The following is a 14,010-nucleotide window of genomic DNA, read 5'->3' on the forward strand; positions in this document are numbered from 1 at the left end:
GTATGAGGGCACCATGCTGTTCGTCTCGCACGACCGGCATTTCCTGGCAGCGCTGTCGAACCGGGTGCTGGAACTGACGCCCGAGGGCATTCAAACCTATGGCGGCGGCTATACGGAATATGTCGAGCGCACCGGGCAGGAAGCGCCGGGGCTGAGGAGCTGAGGCGCAGGCCCGACGCTGCCGCTCACCGTCACTCAAACCCTCGATTCCGGAGAGAAAGCCACCGGCTGCTCAGCCGCGTATCACAATTTCGCGCAGCGGATCGCCGCCGTCGATGAACAGCCGGCCTTGCGCCGTCAACGCGGCCTCAAGCCGTTGCAGGGCGATTTTTCCTGCCTTGGGATGACGCCCGTCCAGTGCGCCGACGCGCACCGCAACGGCAATGTCGAAGGGCTTCTCGTCCGCCTCTAGGTTGAAGTCCTCGATAGCGACCTGACGAAGGCTCAGCCGGCCCGCTGCAATCTCGGCGCGCGAGGCGGCCCTGGCCTGCGCGATGGCCTTGGCCGAGCGGTCGATCGCCAGCACGTGGCCGTCGCCAATCCGGCGTGCGATCTCGCGCGCCGCAGCACCCGGTCCGCAGCCGATCTCGAGCACCCGCATGCCCTGCCGCAAAGGCAGCGCATCGACGATCGCCAAAAGCCTTGGCGACAAGTCGTTCGCCATTCCTCTTCTCCAGCCTTTCCCTGAGCCGAGATTAGCGACCATGGCTGGCGACGGGAAGGCCGACACCTGAGGGGGACATCGTCGATGTGTTCACCGCCGGTGGGCGAGGCCCCTTGATCGATATCGAAAAGGCCGACGATCGGTCGACTTTCTCAACTGCCGCGACAGGAACAGTGGGGGGCACTTAAAGCAGGGCTTCCCGGACCAAGCCCGGAGCGGCCCGGCGTCGTTGGCCTGAGGGGGGGACTGGCGCCGAGCCTAACCGGTTGGGGGGTAGATCACCGGCCAATTTAGATACATACGCTCAAGCTAATGTAAGCGCAAGCTAATGTTATGAGTTAGCGATTTCCAGCGGTTGTTTCTGATCGGCCGTGCGCTCGAACCGGGTGCCGAACTGACGCCCGAGACATCCACACCTATGGCAGCGGCTATACCTGACTGTCCCGAACGCTTTGGCAGGAGCCGCCGGACTTGCAGGGCTGATGCGCAGAGCGGAGGCCTGGAAGGCGTCTTGGTGGTCGGCTTGACCATTCAGGAGGCCGGCGACATTGTGGATGGCGAGTTGCTGTTCGCCAGTCCATAACGGTCGTGTGGGAATGGATTTTCGCAACGCCATCGATGAATCGCTGGCCTGGGCCAGCCGATGGTTCGACTACGCCGTCACGCCGTGGTTTTTCTATCAGGCCGCAATCATCGTCGTGCTCTTCCTCGTCGCGAAGCTTGCGGCGCAGCGCATCGAACCGCTCGTGGAGAACCGGGCACGCCAGATAAAGGGCCATCCCGGACTGTTGAGGGTCGTGGTTGCCCTGTTGCGGCGCACCGACTGGATCCTGTTCACGGTCTTCCTGCTTGCCGCGCTCTTTCTCATGCGCGCCGTCACCTGGCCAAGCCGGAGCCATTTCATCACTATCGCGCTCTCGCTATCCCTCGCGTGGCTGTTCGCGTCGGTGCTGTCGCGCATCATCCGCAACCGCTTTGTCGCGCGGGCTCTCGCCTGGCTCACCTGGATCTATGCGGCCCTCGTCATCCTGGGCATCGATGACGACACCGCGGCTTTCCTGGACAGCCTCGCAATACCTTTGGGCGCGGTTCGCCTTTCGGCGCTCATGGTGCTGAAAGCGGCGCTGTTGCTGATCGCCACGGTTTGGCTTGCGGTGGTCGTCGGCAAATATATCGATGAGCGTGTCCGGATCTCCGAAGAGCTGACACCCTCGATCCGCGTCCTCGTCGGCAAGGTCGCAAAGGTCGGCCTTGTGCTGGTCGCGGGTGTCATCGCCCTGTCTTCCGTCGGTCTCGACCTGACGGCTCTGACGATATTCTCCGGCGCCGTCGGCGTCGGCCTGGCTTTCGGGCTGCAAAAGGTCGTTTCAAATTTCGTCTCCGGCATGATCATCCTTCTCGACAAGTCGATCAAGCCGGGCGACACCATTTCGCTCGAAGGCACCTTCGGCTGGGTACGCGAACTGCGGGCGCGATTTGTCTCGGTGGTGACGCGCGACGGCCGCGAATACCTGATCCCGAACGAAGACTTCATCACCCAAAGGGTCATCAACTGGTCGTTCAGCGATAACCTTGTGCGGCTCGACGTCAATTTCGGGGTCTCTTACGACGCCGACCCGCATAAGGTCAGTGAACTGGCGATAGCGGCCGCCACGAGCGTCGGCCGGGTCGAAGCGGGCCGGCGGCCGGTCTGCTGGCTCACGGACTTCGGCGACTCCTCGCTCAATTTCGTCCTGCGCTTCTGGATCCACGATCCTCAACAAGGCCTGACCAACGTGCGCGGAAGGGTGCTGCTGGCGCTGTGGGACACCTTTAGGGAAAACGGCATAGACATCCCCTATCCGCATCGCGAGATCATCATGAAGCCGGACGGGCGCGTTGGGACATCACGCGGGCGCTGATGGGGCAGGGTGCAGCAGGGTCGCGGCGCCGAAGCTGAGAGCGGCCTTTTCGTCCGTGCCATCGCAACGCCGCTTATTCCCTTCAAGCCTCGGCTCCAATGCTGTATCCAGCCCCGAATTCAAGGAGCCCCTCGATGACCTCACATCTCGCCGACGCCAGCATGGTTGTCGATGCAGCCGGCATGCCGGCCGATGACGACGCCGCGTGGCAGGACGATGTTCGCGCGGGCGTGCGGCATGTGCGCGATCTGGATTCGCTGCCACTGTCGCCAGCCGAGCGCGCGGCGGCCCAAGCCGCGGCCACGCGCCACAAGGTACGCATCCCAAAAGCCTATCTCGACCTGATCGACTGGAGCGACCCCGCCGATCCCATCCGGGCGCAGGTCATCCCGTCGCCCGAAGAACTGGCCGAGCAGGAAGGCGAGCTCGACGATCCGATCGCCGACCATGCCTTCAGTCCGGTGCCGAGATTGACGCATCGCCATGCCGACCGGGTTCTTTTGTTCCCGACCTATCAATGCGCGGTCTATTGCCGGTTCTGCTTTCGCAAGGAATCGCTGACCTCGATCGGCCGTGGTTATACGCGCGAGGCGCTGGAGCCGGCCTTTGCCTATATCGAGGCTCATCCCGAAATCCGCGAGGTGATCCTGACCGGCGGCGATCCGCTGTCCCTGCCGGACAAGGCGCTGGCCGAAATCCGCGCCCGCATCGAGGCGGTTCCGCATGTGCGGCTGTTACGCATCCACACGCGCGTGCCCGTCGCTCTGCCCTCGCGCGTCACGTCAGGGCTGGTTCGCTCCCTGCAGGGCCGGCTGATGGTCACGATCGTTACCCATTTCAACCACGCGCGGGAGATCACGACGGCGGCCGAAGCGGCCTGCCGCACGTTGCGACAGGGCGGCTTCGTGCTGCTGAACCAGAGCGTTCTCCTGAAAGGCGTCAACGACACGGTCGAGGTGCTGGAGGAGCTGTGCCGGGAGCTGATGTACCGCCTCGGCGTCAAACCCTATTACCTGCACCACGGCGATCTCGCCCGCGGCATGGCGCACCGGCGCACCACCATTGCCGAGGGACAGGCGTTGGTCAGCGCCTTGCGCGCGCGGCTGTCGGGCATCTGCAACCCCGTCTATGTGCTGGACCTGCCGGACGGCGGAGGCAAGGTGCCGCTCGGCCCGTCCTATGTCGAGGCGCAGGACGGAGAGACGTGGTGGATTCGCGGGCAGGACGGCGAGGTGAGGGCGTATAGGGAGGTTGTCGGCGATCTTTGAAACCTGGGTTCCTCGCCCCGTCAAGCGGGGAGAGGTGGCTCGGCGAAGCCGAGACGGGGAAGGTTTTCCCCTGAGCGCCGAAGCTCCTGCCGTTGGGCCTGGTTGGAACCGGATCCAATGCCTCGCATTTTAGAGATGAGGGGCAAAGGAGCGCAGGGTGAAAGCTTTATCAGCCTTACTTGGCGGCTTCGTGCTGACGCTGGCGGTTTTTGCCAGCGGATTGGCCTTCGCCCTCTGGATTCTTGCCGCCGAGCCGGTGCGGCAGGTCGCCCCGACGTCCAGCGTCGCCGAACTGTGGCCCAAGGAGCCGCGGAAGGTGGACGCTGCTTCGCAGCGTCTTGAGCGACTTCCCGCCCGCCCAGTTGATCGCAGCTCGACACCTGCCGATGCCGCGGCTTCGGCGCCCATCGTTACCGGCTCTATCCAGCCGCAAGCGGACGAGCAGCAGACGGGCGAGCAGCAGGCGGTGCCTGCCGGCCATGCAGAATGGTGCGCAAGCCGCTACCGCTCCTACAGGCCAAGCGACGACCACTACACGTCCTACAGCGGAGAGCAGCGCCCCTGCATCTCGCCCTATCTCGATGCGGGCGCTGCCGACCGCACCGCACAGCCTCCCGACGATGGCGCCAGCTATGTCGAAGCGAGCGACACGTTGCCAATGGATGGTTACGTTCCGTCGCAGGAAGCCGGCGCCGCCTGGCTTCCGCCCGACCACGTGCAATATTGCTTCAGCCGCTATCGCTCCTATCGGCCGGAAGACAACAGCTATCAGCCTTACTCCGGCGGCCCGCGCAGGCAGTGCGAGTAGGCAGGGCGGGCTGGCGGCCGCAGTGCATGGCGCCTTGTGCGACCCCACCCAACGATCACGCAGATTTCTTGGATCGTTCGGGTTGGCGCGGCGTTCATCCGATACCCAAAGGAGGAATCAACATGGGCGACGACCGGGAAGACAAGATTCGTGAGCGCGCATACCAGATCTGGGAACGTGAAGGCCGGATCCATGGCGATCCCGAGCGGCACTGGCACCGGGCCGAGGCCGAGATCGACAGGGAGGCAGCCCTGCCGCTGACGGCAGGCGATGCCCTGCCGGAAACCCGCGAGGTCGCGAGCTCCGACGTGTTGACGGTGGAGGCCCTCGCGATACGCACCGGCATATCGGGCGAACAGGCGCAGGAGCTGATCGACAGGCTGGGCAACGACCGGGCGGCGATCGAGCAAGCCGCGCGCAACCTCAAGGGGAAGCAGCGGCTCGGGGAGTGACAGATGATCAGAAAACTCAAAGACGGAAAACACCGCCTCTATTCGCGCAAGAAGGACGAAAAGACCGGCAAGCGCCGCAATCTCGGGACATTTGACAGCCGCGAGGCTGCGGAGAAGCACGAACGCGAGGTGCAGTATTTCAAGAGGCATTGAGGCGGCGCTGGGCGTGCCGTCGCTTGCCAGGCAGCCGCGCCGGACGCCTGGCGGAACCTGAATTCTTATTCCGATGCCGGCGCTGCCGGCTGCGCCACACAGCCTCTCGACGATGGCGCCAGCTATGTCGAGGCGAGCGACACGTTGCCAATGGATGGCTACGTTCTGTCGCAGGAAGCCGGCGCCGCCTGGCCCTGGCTTCCGCCCGACCACGTGCAATATTGCTTCAGCCGCTACCGCTCCTATCGGCCGGAAGACAATTCCTACCAGCCTATTCCGGCGGCCCGCGCAGGCAGTGCGAGTGTGAGCTGAGCGGCGCCTCGCGCGTCTTCAAACACGTGCTGGACCTTCCGGAAGGCGGAGGGAAGGTGCCGCTCCGGTCCGTCCCATGTCGAGATGCAGGAGGGGGAGAGCTGGCGCTTTCGGGGTTTGATGGTCGGGCATATACGGAGATTGTTCGGGATTCTTGAAAGCCTGGGTTCCTCGGCTCTGAGCAGTGTCAATATAAGTATTGACAGATCAGGCCTCTCTGTATATATATACCTTGACGATTTGATTATTGCGTCAATATACGAGTTTGCAATGAGCGTTAAACAGGCTGTTCGGGAGCAGTACCAGGCGACGGTGAATCTCGCCCAGGGCGGCAATATTCATATACCCCCGGAAGGTTGGATCCGTACGGTGCGCAAGGCGCTCGGCATGTCTGGCGCGCAGCTTGCGCGGCGGATGGGGGTGACGCGCGCCCGCATCGCGCAGGCGGAACGGGCCGAGCTCAATGGCGGCATCACGCTGAAGTCCATGCAGGCCACCGCCGAAGCCATGGGCTGCCGCTTCGTCTATGCCTTCGAGCCACCCGATGACATCGAGAACGTCGTCATCGCGCAGGCTCGAAAAAAGGCGAGGGCGATCGTCGGCGTGGCAGGCAGGCACATGGCAATGGAGGACCAGACCGTGTCGGACCGCCGGACGGAGCGGGAAGTATCGCGCCTCATGCGCGAGCTTATGTACGAAATGCCGCTCGATTTCTGGCAGGACAAGTGACATTAGGCATGGCGGTCAAGCTCGGCAGCTTCGAGGCTCGGATTGTCAGAAACGGACCTTTAGGCTCCTTGGCGAAGCGGACTCTTGAACGCAGGACCCAGGCACGATTCCGCGTTGCAGCCTTCCGCATGCCGTAATCACTTGCGGCCGAGGAGTATGAAACGTGCGGTGCCCCCCGCCGCAGCGACAGCCTTCGCTATTCCTTCTTGTCGACCAGCGCCCGTAGTGCCGAGACGTCATGCAGCAATAACCTGCTGCCGCGCTTTTCGATCAGGCCTCTCTTGGCGAGGTCGCTCATTTCGCGCGAGACCGCTTCCCTGTGCGTGCTCATCGTTGCCGCCAGCTCGGAATGCGTCGGTGCCGGGCTTATGGACACCTCGCCGTCCACGAGTGCGGCTTTCTCCGCCCGATGCAGGAGCTCGACGATCAGCCGTTTTCGCACGACCAGAGTGCTGTATTCGAATACCCGCTCGGTCATGCGCCGGAGCTGGGCAGACAGATGCTCAAGCAGCACCCAGGCAAAAGTCGGGTGGGTCATCACGATATCCCGGAATGCTGTGCCGGACAGCCGTGCAGCGCGGGTTGCCTCCAGTGCGACTACGCTGGCAGAGCGTGCAATCCCGTCAATGCCTCCGAGCTCCCCGAAAATGTCACCCGGTTCGACATCGCGATACGCTATCTCCCTGCCGTCCGCTGAAACCAGTGTCACGCGAGCCCGTCCTTCGAGCAGGAAGAAGACATCGCGACCAGTGTCGCCGTGGGAAATGATTAGCTCGTTGTGTCGATAGCTGCGCTCGTGCCACCGTTTGGTCAGCGCGGCGAGGTCGGCATCGCAAAGTCTTGAGATGAAGGCCAGAGAGCCTGTCACAACGGTCTCTTGTTCAATCAAGTGTACTTCACCTTACTCCCTATCCAAGGAAATTTGATGGCCGCAGGCCCCGCTTTCCGGGATGCAAACTGGGAGCGGATTTCGCCAATGTTTTCCCGGTGTGGGAATTCCCACAGCCGAGCCTGGTTCGACTGTCATATCCTTGTTGCAACGTCAGGCCCGCCGGCTCGTGTGCAAGCCGGCGAAGGGAAAGGGAACAGTCATGAAATTCTTGGCTCCCGTCACAAAATTTGCTGCGGGGTTTCGCAAATTCGTCGCGCCGCGCTACCGCCCGGAGCTTTATTACATGCGTGGCCCGGGGCCAGCCACCGCGCGCCGTATGGGCACGCCGCGGCAAAACCAATCCATCGACCACTACGCCTAACTTGCCTCGCGGACGGCTGACGCTCTCGCCCGGAGTGCCGTTCGCGCCGTTCCGTACCGGTCAATTCAGATCAATGAAGGGACGATTTGATCATGGTTATAATTCATGCTGCCGCCATTGGTCCATTTCGCAGGTGGTTACGCCTCCGCGCCGAGCGAAAAGCTCTCTTGTCGGCAACGGACCAGTTGAGCCGTTTACCCGATGACGTTCTTGGCGACATCCGCATCTCACGTGACGAAATCATGTGCGCTTTGCGAAGCCGCGCATGCGGAGGCAGGCGCGGCCGGCACGACGATCGAGCGCACTAGGATCGCTTCGGCCTCGATCCCGAAACGGTTGGCCGCCGGCAGTGGCTACGCCTCGGCCGAGATCCCCTTTGGCTGGTCCACGCGCGATCGAGCCTTACATCGCGGCTTCGACAAGCAGCGGCGCGCGGACGGGACCTTCGAACGGCACTACACCTGCGACCCCAAGGACGCTCGGCACCGTGCTGATCGCAATCAGTCCGGCTTCATTGTCGGCTTCTGACGCTCAGGACCTCGCGTTCGCTCACGCTGACATGCCAATCAAACAGCTGAATGACGTCTATTTGGATTGCGAACGGGGAGGCCGCCGGTGCGCTGGGGACGGAAGACGTGATGTACTGTTCGATGCGCGAGTTCCGACTAGGCGCGCGATAGCAGTTTGCGCATAATCAACGATGCATGGCCTTCTGTACCGTGCGACGCGGTCCTGCGATCGACCACTTCGAACCATGTTTGCGGTAAAAGGCCATTGCCCGGTCGTTTCCCTCGAGCACTTCGAGTGCGATGCTGGGGATGCCGGAATGGGCGGCATGACGTCGCCGGCTTCATTCATCTTAGCCATCGCGTAGCCGGCAATCGAGCCGTCTGGCCGTTCTGCCACGAACGACATTTTGTTGGTGTCTGTCAGTTCCGCCGCAATCCGCTGCAGCGTGTGATCTTCATCCGAAATCCGGGCCGCGGTCTCGGCACCCATGATTGGCGAGGACGTCCTGCGCCAAGACTCTCCAATGAGCCGCGATACCGACGGCACGTCCTGCTTAGTCATGGCTCTGATTTGCGTCATCGATAACGTCCCCTGCCGGTCAATTATAGCGTTGCCGGACGGGCCGCTCAAATTCGGAGCGGCGGCCTACCGCCGCTTCATCGCATGAGGGTCACGCCGTTCCCTTGCACCTACCATCAGGCATGGTCCGCAGGTCGACTCCTACCGATGAGCTAACGTCCGCTCTGGAGAAGCACCGCGAATGTCTGAACATGGCGCTAAGCCGACCTTCGAACGGCACGATTGAACACGCGCCCTGCTACCGTCATCTCTGAGCGCTTAACGCGTCGCCCGGCGCGCTCCCTCCACCACATCAAGCCGTTCCTGCAGATGGCCATTCAGCACGATCATCTCCTTCAGCGCCTTCACCGCGTCGCCCTTGTGCTGGGCAATGAACTTGTCGGCGATGGCCTGAAGGGCGGCCTCCTGGCGGCTGTCCAGCGTCACGATGTGGTCCATGGCGATGCCTCCGATAGTTTCTATTCAAATTGAACAAAACGGGAACAAAAATGTCAAGGGCGAATTGACTCTGCGAGGAATGCCTTCCTATTTGTCAGCAGGTGGGGCGGTTGCTCACAAATTCAGGAGAGCCGCGATGGGCAGACGAAAAAGCCGGTTTGACAGGCTGTCGACGAGGGATGCAGAGGCGATCATCAGGGACGCTCTGAGCCTGCGCAAGACGGTGCTTTCGTCGCAACTGCATCTGAAGGCGCATGGCGAGCTATATTGGCAGCTTTGCGGGCTTGTCGAAAAATTGCATGAGGTGATGGCCAGCCTAGCGGAGAAGGAGCCCGATTTCCGGATGCCGAATCTTGGGCTGCTCCCGCTTCCCGAGGATTACCTGACTCGGAAATGAGCCATGGCCGGGCCGATGGACAGCGTTGGACGTGCCGCGAAGGCCAACATGCTGCTGATCGTGGAGTGCGGCCACTGCTACCATGTCGGGCGCTTCAGGGCGAATGACGTCGCGCAGGTGGTGGGCTGGAACAAGCCGCTGGAAGCCATCAAGTTCAGGTGCAAACGGTGCAGACGGAAAGACACCACCGTGCGCACCCAGTTCATCGACCAGGACCATCCAACGAAGGGCTACATCTGGACGTTGCAGAAGTTCAAGCTTTAGAACAGCGAACCCTGTACCGGCGCCTGTGGCGCCTGCGGCGGAAACTTGATCTGCGTCGCCGGCTTGTCGACGATCACCAGCGCGTCGTCGGGTGCCGTGCGCTGCAGGTGCTTGGCCTCCGACCACGGCGCGGTCAGCCAAGTCTCGGTTTCCTCCTGCGTGGTCAGGATGACAGGCATGGCCTTCTCGTGAATCGGCGCGATCAGGGCGTTCGGTCTGGTGGTCAGAAAACCGTAGAGCTCGAAGTCGCCGGGGCCGTCCTTGACCTTGCGCACGCCTTGCCAACGCGTCCACAGGCCGGCGAAGAAGAACAGCGGCCGCTCCTCGGTCAGCGCGAACCAGTAGTTCCTCTGGATACCGGTATCCGGGTCCTTGTCGCCCGGCGTTGGGCTCGGTTCGGCGAAGCTGGTGAGCGGCACCACGCAGCGGTTCTCGACACCGAGATATTGCTGCCAGTGGCCGTATTGCGGGTTGCGGATGTTGGTGGTGCCGTAGTCGGCCTTGCCCTTCACCCGCTCAGTCGGCGTCGGCATGCCCCACAGCAGATTGGCCAGCTCGCGCGTCCCGTCCGGCGCGTTACGCACCACCGGGCCGGGCTGGTTGGGGTAGATGTCGATGGAGGGTTCGAGATTGCCAAGAATGTCGCGCAAGGCGCGGGTCCACTGGCGGATCGCTTCCTGGCTGGTGGTGATGTTGTAGAGGTTGCACATGTCGAACCCTCAGGGGTGTTCAGGCATCTTGTGGGAAAGGGCAGGCAATTTCCAGCGCTGTCGCTCGGCTGCTGACACGCTACCCCAGCCAACACGACAGCGCCGCGATCACCGCCGCCACCCCGGCGGTCGACCGCGCCAGAAGGAGACAACCGTGCGCAGCGGCGAACCCACGGGCTCCGCTTACGCAACGGACACCGATTGCGCGCGTTTACCCATTAGGAGGAGCATGGCGATGTGACGGCCGGTCTCATGCGCTCACAATCGGAGGCAAAACCATGATGTCCAAGTTCAAAGAAGCCCTTGAGCGCGGGAAGGAAGCCCGCCGTGAGCAAGAGGGGAAGGTCGGCAATGAGAAGGCCGAGGGGGTGGACTTCGGCGCACAAGCCAGGGCCTGGCTAAACGACGTCGTGGTTGCGTCGTTGCAGGCGGCCCAAGCCGACGTGACGGGCGAGGTGACTGTCGACATAGACACCGCGCCAGGCCGCCAAGCCAAAGCGTCAACACCGTCTATTCGGTTCCAAGTCTACAGGAAGCGGGGAATTGAGGGGGAGGAGGTAGTCAGAAGGACGTTCACGGTAGACGTTCATCTGAGTGGGGAAGTGTCAGTCTCTTCGCCCGGGATCGTGGCGAGAGAAGTGGGAAACATAGGGGATAGGACTGACGAGCGGTTCTCTAGCTTGCTAGCGGAACTGATCGAGGACGCAGCGAAGGACACTTAGCCAGCAAGGTGTCGAGAAAGGGCAGGCAATTTCCAGCGCTGTCCGCAAGGCTGCTGACACCGCCAAGTCTGTCAGTAACAGCTTTCCAGATGCCGCAAACACCCCCTCCGTTAACCTTTCGTTAACCATGGCTGGCTAGCGTTTACCTATCAGTAAGGAATCGCTGTCCGTGACCTTCGCCGCCCCCGTCGAGACCAAATCCATTCGCTTTCGCGCCCGCTCGTTCGTCGCCTTCACGCTGACGCCGGAGGCGCCGCTTTCGGAGTGGCTGGAAAGCCTCGATCGCTGGATCGGCAATTCTCCCGGCTATTTTGCCGGCCGGCCGGTGGTGCTTAATCTCAACACGTTAAAGCCGGAGGTCAGACAGATCGAAGCGCTAGTCGCCGAGCTTGGCCTGCGCGGCATCCGCATCTACGCCATCGAGCTCGACGGCAACACCGCACTTGAGGCCAATCTGCCGCCCGTGCTGATCGGCGCCAAGGAGGCGACCGCCGGGCTGCTCATGCAGGCCGACAGCAAGGGCAGGCCAGAAGAGACGGGCAAGCCAGAAGACGAGGGCAGGGCGGAACAGGGCAAGCAGCCACAAGACAGGCAGCCAGAAGCGCCGGCCACGCTTATGGTCAAGACGCCGATCCGCTCGGGCCAGTCGGTCTTTCATGCGCATGGCGATGTCATCGTGCTGGGCTCCGTCGCCTCCGGGTCCGAGATCGTCGCCGCAGGCTCCATCCACGTCTACGGCACGCTGCGCGGGCGCGCGTCGGCCGGTGTGCTCGGCCATTCGGCGGCGCGCATCTTCTGCCGCAAAAACGAGGCCGAGCTGCTGTCGGTCGACGGCTGGTATTGCACCGCCGAGGAGATGGAGCCGTCCTTGCGCGGCAAAGCCGTCCAGGCCTTTCTCGAAAAAGACACGCTGCGCATCGCGCCTTTCAGCTAATGCATGCCGACCAAAGGAACGCAGCGGCTTTAGGAAACATTTACGAAAACAATGACTTAAGCGCATCGCATAAATCAGACGCTTAACAATACCAACAACAATAATGGAGGCATATATGGGCAAGGTAGTGGTGGTCACCTCAGGCAAAGGGGGCGTCGGCAAGACGACCTCGACGGCCGCCCTTGGTGCCGCGGTCGCGAGAACCGGCAAGAAGGTGGCCCTGGTCGACTTCGACGTCGGCTTGAGGAATCTCGACCTGATCATGGGCGCCGAGCGGCGGGTCGTGTTCGACTTGGTCAACGTCATCCAGGGAACGGCCAAGCTCTCGCAGGCGCTGATCCGCGACAAGCGGGTCGAGACGCTGTTCCTGCTACCGGCCTCGCAGACGCGCGACAAGGATGCGCTGACCGAGGAGGGCGTCGGCGAGGTGATCGACAAGCTGCGCTCGGTGTTCGACTATGTCTTCTGCGACAGCCCGGCCGGCATCGAGCGCGGCGCGCAGCTTGCCATGCGCTTTGCCGACGAGGCGGTCATCGTCACCAACCCGGAAGTCAGCTCAGTGCGCGATTCCGATCGCATCATCGGCCTGCTCGATGCCAGAACCGTCAAGGCCGAGCGGGGCGAGCAGATCGCCAAGCATGTGCTGGTGACGCGGTATGATGCCGCCCGCGCGGCGCGCGGCGAAATGCTCTCGATCGACGACGTTCTGGAGATCCTGTCGACGCCGCTCCTGGGCATCATTCCCGAGAGCCAGGACGTGCTCAGGGCCTCCAACCTTGGTTCGCCGGTGACGCTCAGCGATCCCACCAATTCTGCCGCCCGCGCCTATATCGAGGCGGCCAAACGGCTCGAAGGCGAGGAGCTGCCGGTCGTCGTGCCGTTCGAGCGCAAGGGCTTTCTCGACCGGCTTTTTGGAAGGAGGGCAGCATGAACCTGTTGGACCTTTTCAAGCGGCGCGGCAGCGCGCCGGTGGCGCGCGAGCGGCTGCAGGTGCTGCTCGCCTATGAGCGCCGCAGCCGCAGCCAGCCCGATCTCGTCTCCATCTTGCGCGAGGAGATCATGGCCGTCATCGCCAGGCATGTGCAGATCGACCAGGATTATCTGCAGGTCTCGATGGAGCGCGGCGAGACGATGTCGACGCTGGATATCGACATCCAGATTCCCAACAAGAGCGCAAGGCCGCTGGCGATGTCGGCCTGAGCGGCAGGGTTGCGCCTGTAGTAATTTTTGGCGCCGGCGGGACAGTACCCCCCTCTGTCCTGCCGGACATCTCCCCCTCAAGGGGGGAGATCAGCAGCCTCAGCGCTCCGCTCACCTCTGCAACGCTTGAGATTGGCGAAAGCGGCTGAGCGCGCAATCTCCCCCCTTGAGGGGAGATGTCCGGTAGGACAGAGGGGGGCGCTGTCCCGCCAGCGTCTATCAGAGTCTTTGCTTGCCCCACCCAACCACCCCTCGCTGCCTCACGACAGGCAAGCCCATTGGTCCTATCTCCGCCGCATGCCGTCGCGCATAGCCCGGCGGCAGGGGAGGACCAACCACCGTGACGTCGATGCCGGTTATCAAACCTGTTTCTGCACCCCTGCCCATCGCCGCGCTGCTCGGCGCCATGGTGTCGATCCAGATCGGCGCGGCATTCGCCAAGGGCCTGTTTCCGCTGGTCGGCGCGCAGGGCACGACGGCGCTGCGGCTGGTCGTCGGCGCGCTGATGCTGGCGGCGGTGCTGCGGCCCTGGCGGGTGCGGCCGTCCAAAGCCGTCTGGCCGTGGCTGATCGCCTATGGGGTGACGCTCGCCGCGCTCAATCTTTTGTTCTATGCGGCGCTCAAGACGATCCCGCTCGGCATCGCGGTGGCGCTCGAATTTACCGGCCCGCTTCTGGTCGCGACGCTATCGTCGCGGCGCGGCAGCGACTTCGCCT

Annotated in this window: 19 protein-coding genes and 2 pseudogenes; 17 read left to right on the forward strand and 4 right to left on the reverse strand. The window is 62.9% G+C overall.

Going from position 1 to position 14,010, the window contains the following annotated elements; genetic code table 11:
* Window positions 1–163: pseudogene (locus EOB36_RS35500) on the forward strand (ABC transporter ATP-binding protein); the annotation flags it as partial.
* Between the two features lie 69 nt (window positions 164–232).
* On the opposite strand, the gene EOB36_RS29820 reads toward EOB36_RS35500, so the two are convergent.
* Complete coding sequence (locus tag EOB36_RS29820) at window positions 233–664, reverse strand: methyltransferase domain-containing protein (protein ID WP_126105722.1); 432 nt, start codon at window positions 662–664, stop codon at window positions 233–235.
* Between the two features lie 596 nt (window positions 665–1,260).
* Between EOB36_RS29820 and EOB36_RS29825 the strand changes: the two genes are divergently transcribed.
* The 7 genes and pseudogenes from EOB36_RS29825 (at window position 1,261) to EOB36_RS29860 (ending at window position 6,287) form a co-directional block, all read left to right on the forward strand.
* The gene (locus EOB36_RS29825) at window positions 1,261–2,565 is read left to right on the forward strand and encodes a mechanosensitive ion channel domain-containing protein (protein WP_127293592.1); all 1,305 of its coding nucleotides are present in this window, start codon (window positions 1,261–1,263) and stop codon (window positions 2,563–2,565) included.
* A 161-nt stretch (window positions 2,566–2,726) separates the two neighbouring features.
* On the forward strand, window positions 2,727–3,833 hold the full coding sequence (locus EOB36_RS29830) for a KamA family radical SAM protein (protein WP_127293756.1): 1,107 nt from the start codon (window positions 2,727–2,729) through the stop codon (window positions 3,831–3,833).
* Window positions 3,834–3,990: 157 nt separating this feature from the next.
* A complete protein-coding gene (locus tag EOB36_RS29835; protein WP_127293590.1) occupies window positions 3,991–4,641 on the forward strand; it encodes a BA14K family protein in 651 nt (216 codons plus the stop codon).
* Window positions 4,642–4,763: 122 nt separating this feature from the next.
* Window positions 4,764–5,093 (forward strand): DUF2934 domain-containing protein, encoded by a 330-nt coding sequence (locus tag EOB36_RS29840; protein ID WP_095482729.1) that lies wholly within the window; start codon window positions 4,764–4,766, stop codon window positions 5,091–5,093.
* 3 nt (window positions 5,094–5,096) lie between these two features.
* Window positions 5,097–5,246 (forward strand): hypothetical protein, encoded by a 150-nt coding sequence (locus EOB36_RS29845; RefSeq protein WP_128286288.1) that lies wholly within the window; start codon window positions 5,097–5,099, stop codon window positions 5,244–5,246.
* A 207-nt stretch (window positions 5,247–5,453) separates the two neighbouring features.
* Window positions 5,454–5,545: pseudogene (locus EOB36_RS29850) on the forward strand (BA14K family protein); the annotation flags it as partial.
* Window positions 5,546–5,828: 283 nt separating this feature from the next.
* Window positions 5,829–6,287, forward strand: a complete 459-nt coding sequence (locus tag EOB36_RS29860) for a mobile mystery protein A (protein WP_095482728.1) — start codon at window positions 5,829–5,831, stop codon at window positions 6,285–6,287.
* 196 nt (window positions 6,288–6,483) lie between these two features.
* Here EOB36_RS29860 and EOB36_RS29865 read toward each other — a convergent pair whose 3' ends face one another.
* Window positions 6,484–7,155 carry a Crp/Fnr family transcriptional regulator gene (locus EOB36_RS29865; protein ID WP_095482857.1) on the reverse strand — a complete coding sequence of 224 codons (672 nt, stop codon included), beginning with the start codon at window positions 7,153–7,155 and terminating at the stop codon, window positions 6,484–6,486.
* 223 nt (window positions 7,156–7,378) lie between these two features.
* Between EOB36_RS29865 and EOB36_RS34530 the strand changes: the two genes are divergently transcribed.
* A complete protein-coding gene (locus EOB36_RS34530; RefSeq protein WP_164547162.1) occupies window positions 7,379–7,540 on the forward strand; it encodes a hypothetical protein in 162 nt (53 codons plus the stop codon).
* 231 nt (window positions 7,541–7,771) lie between these two features.
* On the forward strand, window positions 7,772–8,068 hold the full coding sequence (locus EOB36_RS29870; RefSeq protein ID WP_095482726.1) for a hypothetical protein: 297 nt from the start codon (window positions 7,772–7,774) through the stop codon (window positions 8,066–8,068).
* Between the two features lie 819 nt (window positions 8,069–8,887).
* Here the strand turns inward: EOB36_RS29870 and EOB36_RS34535 are convergent.
* On the reverse strand, window positions 8,888–9,067 hold the full coding sequence (locus EOB36_RS34535; protein WP_164897655.1) for a hypothetical protein: 180 nt from the start codon (window positions 9,065–9,067) through the stop codon (window positions 8,888–8,890).
* On the opposite strand from EOB36_RS34535, the gene EOB36_RS29885 reads away from it, so the two are divergent.
* Window positions 9,066–9,464 carry a hypothetical protein gene (locus tag EOB36_RS29885; RefSeq protein ID WP_128286289.1) on the forward strand — a complete coding sequence of 133 codons (399 nt, stop codon included), beginning with the start codon at window positions 9,066–9,068 and terminating at the stop codon, window positions 9,462–9,464. The two genes, EOB36_RS34535 and EOB36_RS29885, sit on opposite strands and share 2 nt — an antisense overlap.
* A 3-nt stretch (window positions 9,465–9,467) precedes the next feature.
* Window positions 9,468–9,728: a hypothetical protein gene (locus EOB36_RS29890; RefSeq protein WP_128286290.1), complete on the forward strand. Its 261-nt coding sequence runs from the start codon at window positions 9,468–9,470 to the stop codon at window positions 9,726–9,728.
* On the opposite strand, the gene EOB36_RS29895 is transcribed toward EOB36_RS29890, so the two are convergent.
* Window positions 9,725–10,438 carry an SOS response-associated peptidase gene (locus EOB36_RS29895; protein ID WP_128286291.1) on the reverse strand — a complete coding sequence of 238 codons (714 nt, stop codon included), beginning with the start codon at window positions 10,436–10,438 and terminating at the stop codon, window positions 9,725–9,727. The two genes, EOB36_RS29890 and EOB36_RS29895, sit on opposite strands and share 4 nt — an antisense overlap.
* 278 nt (window positions 10,439–10,716) lie before the next feature.
* Between EOB36_RS29895 and EOB36_RS29900 the strand changes: the two genes are divergently transcribed.
* The 5 genes from EOB36_RS29900 to EOB36_RS29925 all read left to right on the forward strand — a co-directional run.
* The gene (locus EOB36_RS29900; protein WP_128286292.1) at window positions 10,717–11,160 is read left to right on the forward strand and encodes a hypothetical protein; all 444 of its coding nucleotides are present in this window, start codon (window positions 10,717–10,719) and stop codon (window positions 11,158–11,160) included.
* Window positions 11,161–11,329: 169 nt separating this feature from the next.
* Window positions 11,330–12,094: a septum site-determining protein MinC gene (gene minC / locus EOB36_RS29905; RefSeq protein ID WP_128286293.1), complete on the forward strand. Its 765-nt coding sequence runs from the start codon at window positions 11,330–11,332 to the stop codon at window positions 12,092–12,094.
* A gap of 115 nt (window positions 12,095–12,209) precedes the next feature.
* Window positions 12,210–13,025 carry a septum site-determining protein MinD gene (gene minD, locus EOB36_RS29910; protein ID WP_095482856.1) on the forward strand — a complete coding sequence of 272 codons (816 nt, stop codon included), beginning with the start codon at window positions 12,210–12,212 and terminating at the stop codon, window positions 13,023–13,025.
* Window positions 13,022–13,294 carry a cell division topological specificity factor MinE gene (minE, locus tag EOB36_RS29915; protein WP_095482719.1) on the forward strand — a complete coding sequence of 91 codons (273 nt, stop codon included), beginning with the start codon at window positions 13,022–13,024 and terminating at the stop codon, window positions 13,292–13,294. The genes minD and minE overlap by 4 nt, the downstream gene beginning before the upstream one ends.
* 340 nt (window positions 13,295–13,634) lie before the next feature.
* Window positions 13,635–14,010 (forward strand): EamA family transporter (locus EOB36_RS29925; protein WP_164897657.1); only part of this gene is annotated, 376 nt, incomplete at its 3' end.

It is taken from the genome of Mesorhizobium sp. M6A.T.Cr.TU.017.01.1.1 (assembly GCF_004023115.1).
In the GTDB taxonomy this organism is placed as follows: Bacteria; Pseudomonadota; Alphaproteobacteria; order Rhizobiales; family Rhizobiaceae; genus Mesorhizobium; species Mesorhizobium mediterraneum.

Bases quoted from the DNA above. Each gene is read 5' to 3' on its own strand.
- EOB36_RS29820 (WP_126105722.1), bottom strand. From the start codon at position 664: ATGGCGAACGACTTGTCGCCAAGGCTTTTGGCGATCGTCGATGCGCTG.
- EOB36_RS29825 (WP_127293592.1), top strand. From the start codon at position 1,261: ATGGATTTTCGCAACGCCATCGATGAATCGCTGGCCTGGGCCAGCCGA.
- EOB36_RS29830 (WP_127293756.1), top strand. From the start codon at position 2,727: ATGGTTGTCGATGCAGCCGGCATGCCGGCCGATGACGACGCCGCGTGG.
- EOB36_RS29840 (WP_095482729.1), top strand. From the start codon at position 4,764: ATGGGCGACGACCGGGAAGACAAGATTCGTGAGCGCGCATACCAGATC.
- EOB36_RS29845 (WP_128286288.1), top strand. From the start codon at position 5,097: ATGATCAGAAAACTCAAAGACGGAAAACACCGCCTCTATTCGCGCAAG.
- EOB36_RS29860 (WP_095482728.1), top strand. From the start codon at position 5,829: ATGAGCGTTAAACAGGCTGTTCGGGAGCAGTACCAGGCGACGGTGAAT.
- EOB36_RS34530 (WP_164547162.1), top strand. From the start codon at position 7,379: ATGAAATTCTTGGCTCCCGTCACAAAATTTGCTGCGGGGTTTCGCAAA.
- EOB36_RS29885 (WP_128286289.1), top strand. From the start codon at position 9,066: ATGGCGATGCCTCCGATAGTTTCTATTCAAATTGAACAAAACGGGAAC.
- EOB36_RS34535 (WP_164897655.1), bottom strand. From the start codon at position 9,067: ATGGACCACATCGTGACGCTGGACAGCCGCCAGGAGGCCGCCCTTCAG.
- EOB36_RS29890 (WP_128286290.1), top strand. From the start codon at position 9,468: ATGGCCGGGCCGATGGACAGCGTTGGACGTGCCGCGAAGGCCAACATG.
- EOB36_RS29895 (WP_128286291.1), bottom strand. From the start codon at position 10,438: ATGTGCAACCTCTACAACATCACCACCAGCCAGGAAGCGATCCGCCAG.
- EOB36_RS29900 (WP_128286292.1), top strand. From the start codon at position 10,717: ATGATGTCCAAGTTCAAAGAAGCCCTTGAGCGCGGGAAGGAAGCCCGC.
- minD (WP_095482856.1), top strand. From the start codon at position 12,210: ATGGGCAAGGTAGTGGTGGTCACCTCAGGCAAAGGGGGCGTCGGCAAG.
- minE (WP_095482719.1), top strand. From the start codon at position 13,022: ATGAACCTGTTGGACCTTTTCAAGCGGCGCGGCAGCGCGCCGGTGGCG.